11 protein-coding genes and 1 riboswitch are annotated in these 12,321 nt (G+C 72.0%); of the genes, 2 read left to right on the top strand and 9 right to left on the bottom strand.

Translation table 11 applies throughout. The annotated features are described in order from the left end of the window. Positions 1-65: 65 nt before the first annotated feature. From EXE59_RS11370 to EXE59_RS11360, 3 genes are all read right to left on the bottom strand, one after another. Positions 66-1,310, bottom strand: a complete 1,245-nt coding sequence (locus EXE59_RS11370) for an MFS transporter (RefSeq protein ID WP_135839006.1) — start codon at positions 1,308-1,310, stop codon at positions 66-68. A 72-nt stretch (positions 1,311-1,382) separates the two neighbouring features. Then, entirely contained in the window at positions 1,383-2,096 is a 714-nt protein-coding gene (locus EXE59_RS11365; RefSeq protein WP_135839005.1) for a DUF6498-containing protein, read from the bottom strand. Then, positions 2,097-4,310 (bottom strand): NADP-dependent isocitrate dehydrogenase, encoded by a 2,214-nt coding sequence (locus EXE59_RS11360; protein ID WP_135839004.1) that lies wholly within the window; start codon positions 4,308-4,310, stop codon positions 2,097-2,099. 174 nt (positions 4,311-4,484) lie between these two features. Here EXE59_RS11360 and EXE59_RS23755 point away from each other — a divergent pair, with 174 nt between their 5' ends. Then, positions 4,485-5,597: an MIP family channel protein gene (locus EXE59_RS23755; protein ID WP_135839003.1), complete on the top strand. Its 1,113-nt coding sequence runs from the start codon at positions 4,485-4,487 to the stop codon at positions 5,595-5,597. Between the two features lie 25 nt (positions 5,598-5,622). Here the strand turns inward: EXE59_RS23755 and EXE59_RS11350 are convergent, their stop codons facing one another. Then, positions 5,623-6,315 carry a hypothetical protein gene (locus EXE59_RS11350; protein ID WP_135839002.1) on the bottom strand — a complete coding sequence of 231 codons (693 nt, stop codon included), beginning with the start codon at positions 6,313-6,315 and terminating at the stop codon, positions 5,623-5,625. A 77-nt stretch (positions 6,316-6,392) separates the two neighbouring features. Between EXE59_RS11350 and EXE59_RS11345 the strand changes: the two genes are divergently transcribed. Then, complete coding sequence (locus tag EXE59_RS11345; protein WP_135839001.1) at positions 6,393-7,379, top strand: malate dehydrogenase; 987 nt, start codon at positions 6,393-6,395, stop codon at positions 7,377-7,379. Between the two features lie 114 nt (positions 7,380-7,493). On the opposite strand, the gene EXE59_RS11340 is transcribed toward EXE59_RS11345, so the two are convergent. The 5 genes from EXE59_RS11340 to EXE59_RS11320 all read right to left on the bottom strand — a co-directional run bounded on the left by EXE59_RS11340 (position 7,494) and on the right by EXE59_RS11320 (position 12,319). Next, positions 7,494-7,853, bottom strand: coding sequence for a DUF3017 domain-containing protein (locus EXE59_RS11340; RefSeq protein WP_135839000.1), 360 nt, complete (start codon positions 7,851-7,853; stop codon positions 7,494-7,496). A 1-nt stretch (position 7,854) separates the two neighbouring features. Beyond that, complete coding sequence (locus tag EXE59_RS11335) at positions 7,855-8,703, bottom strand: bifunctional methylenetetrahydrofolate dehydrogenase/methenyltetrahydrofolate cyclohydrolase (protein WP_135838999.1); 849 nt, start codon at positions 8,701-8,703, stop codon at positions 7,855-7,857. An 85-nt stretch (positions 8,704-8,788) separates the two neighbouring features. Continuing rightward, on the bottom strand, positions 8,789-10,381 hold the full coding sequence (gene purH, locus EXE59_RS11330) for a bifunctional phosphoribosylaminoimidazolecarboxamide formyltransferase/IMP cyclohydrolase (protein WP_135838998.1): 1,593 nt from the start codon (positions 10,379-10,381) through the stop codon (positions 8,789-8,791). 34 nt (positions 10,382-10,415) lie between these two features. Then, positions 10,416-10,493, bottom strand: a riboswitch (ZMP/ZTP riboswitch). A gap of 2 nt (positions 10,494-10,495) precedes the next feature. Further along, the gene (purN, locus tag EXE59_RS11325; protein ID WP_135838997.1) at positions 10,496-11,113 is read right to left on the bottom strand and encodes a phosphoribosylglycinamide formyltransferase; all 618 of its coding nucleotides are present in this window, start codon (positions 11,111-11,113) and stop codon (positions 10,496-10,498) included. Positions 11,114-11,122: 9 nt separating this feature from the next. Continuing rightward, the gene (locus EXE59_RS11320; protein WP_135838996.1) at positions 11,123-12,319 is read right to left on the bottom strand and encodes a YibE/F family protein; all 1,197 of its coding nucleotides are present in this window, start codon (positions 12,317-12,319) and stop codon (positions 11,123-11,125) included. Between the last annotated feature and the right edge of the window lie 2 nt (positions 12,320-12,321).

Genomic DNA, 12,321 nt, shown 5'->3' with positions numbered 1-12,321 from the left:
CGGCTTACACAGGAGTTCCGGCTGTGTTAACTCCAGGCAACACGATCGAAGCGGATCGGAAGGGTTCAGGCCCGGATCGGTTCACGGTCGCGAACGTGCAGCCGCGCGGAGACCAGCAGGATCGCCACGCCGGCGATCGACAGGACGAGGCCGACGAGGGCGGGCGCGCGCAGGCCCCAGCCGGCTGCGATCACCAGTCCGCCGAGCCAGGCACCGAGCGCGTTGGCGATGTTGAGCGACGCGTGGTTCATGGCCGCACCGAGGGTCTGGGCCTCGCCGGCGACGTCCATCAGGCGCAGCTGGAGGTTCACGACGAGCACCGAGCCGAGGGTGGTGATGAGGAAGACGACCGGGAGCGCGGCCCACCCGTACGGGGCGGCGAGCCAGAAGGCCAGCATCGTGGCGGCCATGCCGACGCCACCGATGATCAGCGAGCGGAAGATCGACCAGTCGGCCATGATGCCGGCCAGCCAGGTGCCGACGACCATGCCGAGGCCGAACGAGAACAGGTAGACCGGCACCGACCGCTCCCCCAGCCCGGCGACGTCGGTGACGACGGGCGCGATGTAGGTGTAGACGGCGAACATGCCGCCGAACCCGACGGCACCGGCGAGCAGGGTGAGCCAGACCTGCGGGACCTTGAAGGCGGACAGCTCGCGGCGTCCGCTCGCGGCGGCGTCGCCGGGCACCGACGGCACGAACCACACGACGAGGGCCAGCGTGAGCACGGCGAGCCCGGCGGCCGCCCAGAAGGCGGCTCGCCACCCGAGCTCCTGCCCGAGGACGGTGGCGGCCGGGACGCCGAGCACGTTGGCGACCGACAGGCCGAGCATGACCAGCGAGACTGCGCGCCCCTTGCGCGAGGGCCGCGCCATGCTGGCCGCGACGAGCGAGGCGACGCCGAAGTAGGCGCCGTGCGGCAGCCCCGCGGCGAAGCGCGCCACCATCAGCTGCTCGTACGACGACGAGAGCGCGCTCACTCCGTTGCCGACCGCGAAGGCCGCCATCAGGGCCACCAGCAGCGCCCGGCGTGGGAGCCGCGCGCCCAGGAAGGCGAGGACCGGGGCGCCCACGACCACCCCGACGGCGTAGGCCGAGATCACGTGGCCGCCGGTCGGGATGGAGACGTCGACTCCGCTCGCGATCTGCGGCAGCAGTCCCATCGTGACGAACTCGGTGGTCCCGATGGCGAAGCCGCCCATGGCGAGCGCGAGCACGGCGAGGCCGAAGTGGCGCGCGGTCACCGTCGGGACGTCGGGGTCACCGGACGTCGGACGGTCGGGCAGGGCGGTCTCGGTGGTCGTCGTCATCACCTGCCGCAAGGGCCGGCGTGAGGGGTTTGTTCCCCCGGGAGGGCGTGGCGGCCGGTTTCGTGGCCGGGATCACGTAGCCCCGACCGGGTCGGACCGACGGGCGCGACGGCGCTCCCACAGGTGCAGGGCGAGGTCGACCACCGTCTTGAGCCCGAGCAGGAGCAGCACGGGCGCCAGCACTTCGAGCCCGCTGGGCGCCTCCGACGAGCCGACCGAGCCCATCGCCAGGCCGAAGCCGACGATGATGCCGACGTGGAGCACGAGCATCCGCGGGTAGGGCTGCCACATCGCGGTGGGGGCCGACACCCGCCAGCGCTCGCCGCCGTCGAACCAGTTGAGCCACAGGGAGCCGAGGTGGCTCAGGCCGAGCGCGACACCGGCGAGCAGCCAGGCGCCCGGGTGCAGGTCACCGCCGGCGACGAACGCCATCACGAACGCGAACACCCCGTGGACGAGGGTGAAGATCCCGTAGTGGAGGGCGAAGAAGAACGCCAGCGCCCCGGAGTCCGACTCCCCGACCGGCCGCCCGTTGAGGGTCATCCGTGCCGAGCCGGGCCCGCGCTCGCCGCGGGCGGTGCGCACCTTGACGATGGTGATCGCCCAGTAGGCGAAGTTCTCGATCCAGTAGACGACGAAGACGTCGCCCACCGACATGTGGCCGGCCCACACCGCCCAGATCGGCAGCAGGTTGCCGACGACCAGGGAGAGCGAGGAGAGCAGGGGCGCCCGCGGCAACCCCTGCTCCCCCGTGACCATGGTGACGGCCGCTCGGCTCGTGGCCACTCAGCCCAGCGAGGCGAGGGCCTCGTTGAAGGTGGCGGACGGCCGCATGACTGCCGCGGCCTTCTCGGAGTCGGGGCGGAAGTAGCCGCCGATGTCGGCCGGCTTGCCCTGCACCGCGAGCAGCTCGTCGACGATCGTCTGCTCGTTCTCGCGGAGCGAGCCCGCGAGCTCTGCGAACGCGGCGGCGAGGTCGGCGTCCTCGGTCTGCTGCGCCAGCTCCTCGGCCCAGTAGAGGGCGAGGTAGAAGTGCGACCCGCGGTTGTCGATCGTGCCGAGCTTGCGGCCGGGCGAGCGGTCCTCGTTGAGGAAGGTCTCGGTCGCCCGGTCGAGGGCGTCGCCCAGCAGCTTGGCGCGCGCGTTGTCGGCGTAGCCGGCGAGGTGCTCCAGCGACGCCGCGAGGGCGAAGAACTCACCGAGGCTGTCCCAGCGGAGGTAGTTCTCCTTGACCAGCTGCTGCACGTGCTTGGGCGCCGAGCCGCCGGCGCCGGTCTCGAACAGTCCACCACCGTTCATCAGCGGCACGATCGACAGCATCTTGGCGCTGGTGCCGAGCTCGAGGATCGGGAACAGGTCGGTGTTGTAGTCGCGGAGCACGTTGCCGGTCACCGAGATGGTGTCCTCGCCCCTGCGGATCCGCTCCAGCGAGTACGTCGTCGCCTCGGCAGGCGCCATCACGGAGATGTCGAGGCCGTCGGTGTCGTGGTCCTTCAGGTACTCGGTGACGAGCGCGATCAGGTTGGCGTCGTGGGCGCGGGTCTCGTCGAGCCAGAAGACAGCGGGCGTCTCGGACGCGCGGGCGCGGGTGACGGCCAGCTTGACCCAGTCGCGGATCGAGGCGTCCTTGGTCTGGCAGGCGCGCCAGATGTCACCGGCCTCGACGTCGTGCGACATCAGCACCTCGCCCGCGGCGTTGCGGACCTCGACCGTGCCCGCCGCGGGGATCTCGAAGGTCTTGTCGTGGGAGCCGTACTCCTCCGCCGCCTTGGCCATCAGGCCCACGTTGGGCACCGAGCCCATGGTGGCCGGGTCGAGGGCGCCGTGGGTGCGGCAGTCGTCGATCGCCGCCTGGTAGACGCCGGCGTAGGACGAGTCCGGGATGACGGCGAGGGTGTCCTGCTGCTCGCCGTCGGCGTTCCACATCTGGCCGGACGTACGGATCATCGCCGGCATCGAGGCGTCGATGATGACGTCGGAGGGGACGTGGAGGTTGGTGATGCCGCGGTCGGAGTCGACCATGGCGAGCGACGGTCCGTCGGCCAGAGCCTTCTCGAAGGCGGCCGTGATCTCGGCACCGCCCTCGACCTTGTCGAGCCCGGACAGGATGGCGCCGAGGCCGTCGTTGGCGGACAGGCCCGCGGCGGCGAGCTGCTCGCCGTACTGGCTGAAGACGTCGGCGAAGTAGGCGCGCACGACGTGGCCGAAGATGATCGGGTCGGAGACCTTCATCATCGTGGCCTTGAGGTGGGCCGAGAACAGCACGCCGTCGGCCTTGGCCTTGGCGACCTGCTCATCGAGGAAGGCGTCGAGCGCGGCGGCGCTCATGAAGGTGGCGTCGACGACCTCCCCGTCGAGGACCTTCAGGCCCTCCTTGAGCACGGTCTCGGCACCGTCCCCGCCGACGTGGACGATCGAGAGGGTGTCGTCGCCGTCGAGGACGACGGACTTCTCGTTGCTGCGGAAGTCGTCGTGGCCCATCGTGGCGACGGACGTCCTCGAGTCGCTGCTCCAGGCGCCCATCGAGTGCGGGTGGGACCTCGCGTAGTTCTTCACCGAGGCGGGCGCGCGGCGGTCGGAGTTGCCCTCGCGCAGCACCGGGTTGACGGCAGAGCCCTTCACCTTGTCGTAGCGGGCGCGCGTCTCGCGCTCCTCGTCGGTCTGCGGGTTCTCCGGGTAGTCGGGCAGGTCGTAGCCCTGCGACTGGAGCTCGGCGATGGTCGCCTTCAGCTGCGGGATCGAGGCGGAGATGTTGGGCAGCTTGATGATGTTGGCCTCGGGCCTCGTGGCGAGCTCGCCGAGCTCGGCGAGGGCGTCGCCGAGGCGCTGCTCGTCGGTGAGACGGTCCGGGAACTGCGCGATCACGCGGCCGGCGAGGGAGATGTCACGCGTCTCGACGTCCACACCGGCGGTCTTCGCGTAGGCCGCGATGATCGGCAGGAACGAGTACGTCGCCAGCAGCGGCGCCTCGTCGGTGTGGGTGTAGATGATCTTGGCCATGGGTACGACAGCTCCTGTAGATCGCGATCTGATCCGGGCATAACTCTTGACGTCAAGATACCTGACGCGGGGAAGCGATGCGACTCGCCTACCCTCGCACCCCTCCTGCCGCGCCGCTAGGCTCACCGTGGCCTACGAGGGGTACGGCCGACCAGACTCCGAAGGGGACTCGCGATGAGCGACATCGTCGAAGACACACCGACCACCGGGCAGAAGTTCACCGCCGAGACGCTGGGCACCTTCGTGCTCGTCTTCTTCGGCTGCGGCGCCGCCGTCTACAGCGGCGGCGACCTGGTCGCGACCGCCCTGACCTTCGGCCTCACCGTCGTGGTGATGGCCTACGCCGTCGGTCGGATCTCGGGCGGACACTTCAACCCGGCCGTCACGCTCGGCGCCGTGCTCGGCGGCCGCCTGCCGTGGAACCAGGTCGGCATCTACATGGCCGCCCAGCTCCTCGGCGGTCTCCTCGCCGGCGCGATGCTGTTCGGCCTCGGCAACGGCTTCGACGGCTTCACCGCCGAGGGCAACATGGGCCAGAACTTCTTCGGCGACCAGGGCTCCGGCTACGCCTGGTGGGCGGCTCTGCTGCTCGAGATCCTGCTGACGGCGATCTTCCTGTGGATCATCCTGGCGGTCACCGACGAGCGCAACGAGATCAACGTCGCCCTCGGCCCGCTGGCCATCGGCCTGTCCCTGGCGATGATCCACTTCGTGGCCATCCCGCTGACCGGCACCTCGGTCAACCCGGCCCGCTCCATCGGCGTCGGCGTGTTCGCCGGCACCGACGCGATCGTCCAGCTGTGGCTGTTCGTCGTCGCCCCGCTCCTCGGCGCCGCGATCGCCGGCCTCACCTACCCGATCCTCTTCGGCCAGGGCGCAGCCCCGGTCGCCGGCTCGGGCCTCAACTTCAGCGGTGGCAAGAAGGACCAGTTCGTCCCCGGCTCCTACGAGGCCCAGTGGAACCAGGGCCAGCAGGGCGGCTGGGGCCAGCCCGGCGCCGCGTGGGGCGCTCCCCCGCAGCAGCAGTGGGGCCAGCCCGACCCCTACCAGCAGCAGCCGCCGCCGCAGCAGCAGCCCGACCCCTACTCCACGCCCCAGGCGGCACCGCAGCCCGGCCAGTGGGGGCAGCCCGCGCCGCAGCAGCAGCCCCCGGCGCAGCCCGGCCAGTGGGGCGCTCCGCAGCAGCCCGGCCAGCAGCCGCAGCAGCCCGGCCAGAGTGCGCCCGGGCACTGGGGCAACCCCGACGGCGACGACGACGGCCGCACGCAGGTGCGCCGCCCCGACTAGCCACCCCGCGAGCTGCCCGAGGGACTCAGGACCGGGCGAGCTCGGCGGTCCAGCCGGCGTCGAGGTCCTCGATCCCCACGAGGCCGACACCCTTCTCGTACACGCGACGAGTCGTGGTGTCGGCCTCGTCGCGTGTCTGCACCAGCGTGTCCGACTGGTCCTCGATCGTCGTGCTCGCCCGGGGCAGGCCGGGGACGTCGTACGTGAGCCACCCGTCGCCGAGCCGGGGATCGGCGGGCATCGCGAGACCGGCCTCGGCGCCGTCAACGCCCGCGCGCCACCCGCCGCTGCCCTCGTCCCCCTCGTCGGCGCCGACGACCCAGACGTTGCCGGCAGTGTCCTGCGCGTAGTAGCGGGTCGTGATGCGGCTGGTGCCGCCGACGTCCGTGACCGTGGCGACGCCCGTCGCGGACAACCCCGCGACGTCCGTCGGCCGCGCGAGCACCTTCCGCTCGATCCGTCCCACGTCGACGCCGTCCTCGGTGACGTCGAAGCGTGCCGTGCTCCCCGGCTCGAGCGGGAGCCACGCGTTGTCGACCCCCTCCACGAAGTCGCCCGGCGCGGGCGAGGGCGTCGGCACGACCAGGCCGTTGATGCCCGGCGAGTCGTACGGCGCGGGCTGGCCGATGCCGGCGCACCCGGTGAGCCCCAGCACCAGACCGGCCACCAGCGCTGCCGACGCCCGCGGGCGGCGTACGGCTCCGGGCCCGGTCGTCATGGGCGCCAGCATGCCAGCCGCGGCCCGCTGCTAGCGTCAGCGGGACAACCGACACCACCCTCACGAGGAGTACGACCGTGACCTCCGAACCTCTCAAGGTGGCCGTCACCGGCGCCGCCGGCCAGATCGGCTACAGCCTGCTCTTCCGCCTCGCCAGCGGTGCGCTGGCCGCGGACCGCCCCATCGAGCTCCGGCTGCTCGAGATCGAGCCCGCCCTCAAGGCGCTCGAGGGCGTCGTCATGGAGCTCGACGACTGCGCGTTCCCGAACCTCGCCGGCGTCGAGATCGGCGCCGACGCCGAGAAGATCTTCGACGGCGTCAACCTCGCCCTGCTCGTCGGCGCGCGCCCGCGCGGCCCCGGCATGGAGCGCGGCGACCTGCTGTCCGCCAACGGCGCGATCTTCACCGCGCAGGGCAAGGCCCTCAACGCCGTCGCCGCCGACGACGTACGCATCGGTGTCACCGGCAACCCGGCCAACACCAACGCCCTCATCGCGATGAGCAACGCCCCCGACATCCCGCGCGAGCGGTTCTCCGCGCTGACCCGCCTCGACCACAACCGCGCGATCAGCCAGCTCGCCGCCAAGACCGGCGCCAGCGTCACCGACATCAAGAAGATGACGATCTGGGGCAACCACTCCGCCACCCAGTACCCCGACCTGTTCCACGCCGAGGTCAAGGGCCAGAACGCCGCCGAGCTCGTCGGCGACCAGGCCTGGCTGGAGAACGACTTCATCCCGACCGTCGCCAAGCGCGGCGCCGCCATCATCGACGCCCGCGGCTCCTCCTCGGCCGCGTCCGCCGCGTCCGCCACGATCGACGCCGCCCGCGACTGGCTGTTCGGCTCCGCGGCCGACGACTGGGTCTCGATGGCCGTCGTGTCCAACGGCGAGTACGGCGTCCCCGAGGGCCTGATCTCCTCGTTCCCCGTCACCACCTCGGGCGGCGACTGGTCGATCGTCGAGGGCCTCGAGATCGACGACTTCTCCCGCGCCCGCATCGACGCATCCACCGCGGAGCTCGCCGACGAGCGGCAAGCGGTCACGGAGCTCGGCCTGATCTGACGAGTCGGCGCATCCTCGCCCGCTCCCACCGTCGAGTCGGCGCATCCTGACGCATCAAGGCGTCAGGATGCGCCGACTCGATGACATTTTCGGCGTCAGGATGCGCCGACTCGGCTAGAAGCCCGGCTGGTCCGGGATCGACCCCGCCAGGAAGATCAGCGACCCGCCGAGCGCGGCGAGCACCACCGCGTCGAGGAGCTTGTGCCGCACCGCGAGCATGCCGGCGTCACGGCGGCGGAGCACGAGGCGTACGGCCGCGGCGACGATCAGCGACCCTCCCATGAGCCGTATTCCGGTGCGCCACTCGTCGAGCGCGACGACCACCATCGAGACGCCGACGGCGCCGAGCACGAGCAGGTAGAACGCGCCGCCGATCGTGGAGGGATAGCGGCGCGGCTCGTCAGGGTCGACCGGCTCGGCGGAGACCGGAGGGACTGACTCGGGCGGCTCGATGTGGTCGGGGCTGTCGGTCATGTCAGGACCGGACGGACCTCTCGGCGATCTCGACGATGTTGGTCAGCAGCATCGCGCGCGTCATCGGACCCACGCCCTTGGGGTTGGGCGAGACCCAGCCGGCGACGTCCCACACGTCCGCGTGCACGTCGCCGGTCACCTTGCCCTCGACCCGGGAGACGCCCACGTCGAGCACGGCCGCGCCGGGCTTGACCATGTCGGCGGTGATGATGCCGGGCACGCCAGCGGCCGCGACGACGATGTCGGCGCGGCGCACGTGGGCGGCGAGGTCGCGCGTGCCGGTGTGGCACAGCGTCACGGTCGCGTTCTCCGAGCGGCGGGTCAGCAGCAGCCCGAGCGGGCGGCCGACGGTGATGCCGCGGCCCACGACCACGACCTCCGCGCCCGCGATCTCCACGCCGTGGCGCCGCAGCAGCTCGATGGCGCCCACCGGGGTGCACGGCAGCGGGCCGGACTCCCCCAGCACGAGCTTGCCGAGGTTGACCGGGTGGAGGCCGTCGACGTCCTTGTCGGGGTCGACGCGCGAGAGCAGCGCGAACTCGTCGAGCCCAGTGGGCTGCTGGACGATGAAGCCGGTGCAGGCGTCGTCGGCGTTGAGCTCGTCGATGACCGCCTCGACCTCGGCCTGGGTGGCCGTGGCGGGCAGGTCGCGGCGGATCGAGGTGATGCCGATCTCCGCGCAGTCCTTGTGCTTGGCGCCGACGTACCAGTGCGAGCCGGGGTCGTCGCCGACGAGGACGGTGCCGAGGCCCGGGGTGATCCCGCGCTCCTTCAGCGCGGCGACGCGCTGGGCGAGCTCCGCCTTGATGGTCCGCAGCGTGGCTGCTCCGTCGAGGGTCTGTGCGGTCACGGTGGTCATCCTAGGGATCGGGTCCGGGGCTGGGCTGGCTGGTCATGACGGTCATGTCTCACTCGCGGTTCCGCTGGCGCGTCCCCTAGTGGAAGAAGTGCCGCGCGCCGGTGAGGTACATCGTCACGCCGGCGGCCTCGCAGGCGGCGACGACCTCGGCGTCCCGTACGGAGCCGCCCGGCTGGACGATCGCCCTCACGCCGGCGTCGATGAGGATCTGCGGTCCGTCGGCGAACGGGAAGAACGCGTCGGACGCGGCGACGGCCGACGAAGCCCGGTCCCCCGCCCGCTCGACCGCGAGGCGGCAGGAGTCGACGCGGTTGACCTGGCCCATGCCGACGCCGACGGAGGCGCCGCCGGAAGCGAGGAGGATCGCGTTGGACTTCACCGCCCGGCAGGCGCGCCAGGCGAAGGCCAGGTCGGCGAGCACCTCGTCGGACGCGGCCTCGCCGGTCGCGAGGGTCCACGTGGCCGGGTCGTCGCCACCCTCGTCGGACCTGGCGGAGAGCACGTCACGCTCCTGCAGCAGCAGCCCGCCCGAGATCGCGCGCATGTCGCCGCCCCCTCGCGAGAGCGGCGGGCACTCGAGGACGCGGATGTTCTTCTTGGCCTGCAGCGCCTCGATCGCACCGTCCTCGTAAGCCGGCGCCACGATGACCTCGGTGAAGATCTCCGCGACCTGCTCGGCCATCGCGACCGAGACCGGGACGTTGGTCGCGATCACGCCGCCGAAGGCGCTGACCGGGTCGCACTCGTGGGCCAGGCGGTGGGCCTCGGCCACGTCACCGGCGACCGCGATGCCGCACGGGTTGGCGTGCTTGATGATCGCCACGGCCGGCTCGTCGAAGTCGTACGCCGCCCGGCGGGCCGCGTCGGCGTCGACGTAGTTGTTGTAGGACATCTCCTTGCCGTGGTGCTGCGTGGCCTGGGCCAGGCCGGGGCCGCCGGGCAGGAAGCCGTTGCCGTAGAGCGCGGCGGACTGGTGCGGGTTCTCGCCGTAGCGCAGCACCGCCTGCTTGTCCCAGGTCGCGCCCATCCAGGCCGGGAAGCCGGAGCCGTCGCTGGTGTCGGTGAGCACGTTGCCCATCCAGGACGCCACGTGGACGTCGTAGGTCGCGGTGTGGACGAAGGCCTCCGCGGCGAGCCGCTGCCGCTCGGCGAGGGTGAAGCCGCCGGCGGCCACGGCGGCCAGCACGGAGTCGTACGCCGCGGGCGAGGTGACGATCGCGACGCTGGGGTGGTTCTTGGCGGCGGCTCGGACCATCGACGGACCGCCGATGTCGATCTGCTCCACGCACTCGTCGGGGCTCGCGCCCGAGGCGACGGTCTGCGTGAACGGGTAGAGGTTGCTGACCACGAGGTCGAAGGGCTCCACGCCGAGCTCCTCGAGCTGCGCGACGTGGGAGTCGAGCCGGCGGTCGGCGAGGATGCCGGCGTGCACGCGCGGGTGCAGCGTCTTGACCCGACCGTCGAGGCACTCGGGGAAGCCGGTGAGGTCCTCGACCCTGGTGACCGGGAGCCCGAGCGACTCGATCAGCGCGGCGGAGCCGCCGGTGGAGACCAGCTCGACGCCCGCCTCGTGCAGGCCGCGGACCAGGTCGTCGAGACCGGCCTTGTCGTAGACGGAGACGAGTGCGCGCCTGATCGGGATGCGGACGTCATCGGTGGAGGGGGACACGGGACTCCTCGGAGGTCGAGCTCGGTGGTCGAGTCGAGGGCACCCAGGCGTTCGATGCCCTCGCGCGTCACTCCCTGGTGGTGGCCCACCTGCGCCAGTCGTGTGCTGCGCAGACTACCGAGCACCGGCGCCGATGCGAACCCGGCGGCCCTGGACCGAGATCCCGTCGCGGGCGATCCGGCCGACCGCGTCGACGAGCATCGCGCGCTCGGCGGCCTTGATCCGCTCGTGGAGCGACGCCACGTCGTCGTCCTCGGCCACCTCGACGGGCACCTGGGCCACGATCGGTCCGGTGTCGACGCCGGCGTCGACCACGAACAGGGTCGCGCCGGTGACCTTGACGCCGTGCTCGAGGGCGTCGCGCGGGCCGTGCATCCCGGGGAACGCCGGACACAGCGCGGGGTGGGTGTTGAGGGTGAGGAACCGGTCGAGGAAGTCCTGCGAGAGCAGCTTCATGAATCCGGCACAGACCACGACGTCGGGCTCGAAGCGCTCCACCACGGTGGCCAGCGCGGCGTCCCAGCCCTCGCGGGTCTCGAAGTCGGACACCTGGCGCACGAAGGTCGGGATCCCGGCCCGCTCGGCGCGGGCGAGGCCCTCGATGTCCTCGCGGTCGGCGCCGACCGCCACGATGCGGGCGCCGTACGCCGGGTCGGCGCAGGCGTCGACCAAGGCCTGGAGGTTGGTGCCGGATCCCGAGACGAGGACGACGAGGCGAGCGGTGGTGGGCACCGTCGGATTCTAGGCGCGGTGCGACGGTCCGGTGTCCGCGGTCCGTTCGCGGGCCAGCCGCCCGGCGACCAGGGCGGCGATCCCCGTCGTCACCGGGACCGCGGCGAGGATGCCGAGTGCGCCGACGAGGCCGCGCACGACTTCCTGGGCGACCACCTCCTGGCTGACCGCGATCCCGAAGGGCAGCGACAGCGCCGAGAAGACCAGCATCAGCGGGAGCGTGGCCCCGACGTAGGCCAGGACGAGCGTGTTGACGGTCGAGGCGGCGTGCGAGCGCCCGATCCGCATCGCGCGCACGAAGATCGACCGCACGCTCGCGTCGGGGTCGACGTCGGCGAGCTCCCACACGGCCCAGGTCTGCGTGACCGTGACGTCGTCGAGCACGCCGAGCGCGCCGATCACGAGGCCGGCGAGCAGCAGCCCGCGCAGGTCGACCTGCGCGGCGATGCCGGAGATGTACTGGCTGCCCTCGTCGACCAGGCCCGTGAAGTGACCCACACGGGTGAACACCCACCCGAGCGCACCGATCACGACCAGCGAGACGAGGGTGCCGAGCATCGCGACGGTGGATCGGACGTCGAAGCCGTGGGAGAGGTAGAGCGTGACGAGCATGATCGCGGCGGCGGTGATGACGGCCACGGCCAGCGGCGAGGAGCCCTCCATGATCGCCGGGAGGGTGAAGACCGCGATGAGGACCAGGGAGTACGCCAGGCTGGCGAGCGCGCCGATGCCGCGCCACCGCGACAGCGCGAGGACGCCGAGGGCGAACAGGACGGTCAGCACGAGCAGCGGCGGGCCGCGGTCGAAGTCCTGGAAGGCGTACTGCTCGCCCTCGGGCGCCCCCGCGGCGAAGGAGACGATGATCCGGTCGCCGGGCACCACCTCGGGCGCCTGCGACCCGTAGGGCAGCACCGCCTGCGTCGTCCCGGGCGCTCCGGGACCGCTGAGGAGCTCGACCTCCGCCTGCTGGCAGCCCTCGACGGCCTGCGCCTGCTGGCAGGGTCCGACCGACAGCACCTCGGCGGTGCCGCGCTCGACGTCGACGCCCGGACCGCTGACCTGGAGGTCGCCGTCGGGCCACAGCACGAACAGCCCGACCAGGGTCGCGAGCACGAGCGGCCCGACGAGCAGGGCCATCAGCACCCGCAGCTGCCGCGGCGCGGACCCCAGCGAGGGACGGTCGCCGTGGCTGTGTCCAGCCCCCACGC

This window comes from Nocardioides eburneiflavus (assembly GCF_004785795.1).
Lineage (GTDB): Bacteria > Actinomycetota > Actinomycetes > Propionibacteriales > Nocardioidaceae > Nocardioides > Nocardioides eburneiflavus.
Note: the sequence above shows the minus strand (reverse complement) of the source record. Positions and strands in the feature narration are given on the sequence as shown.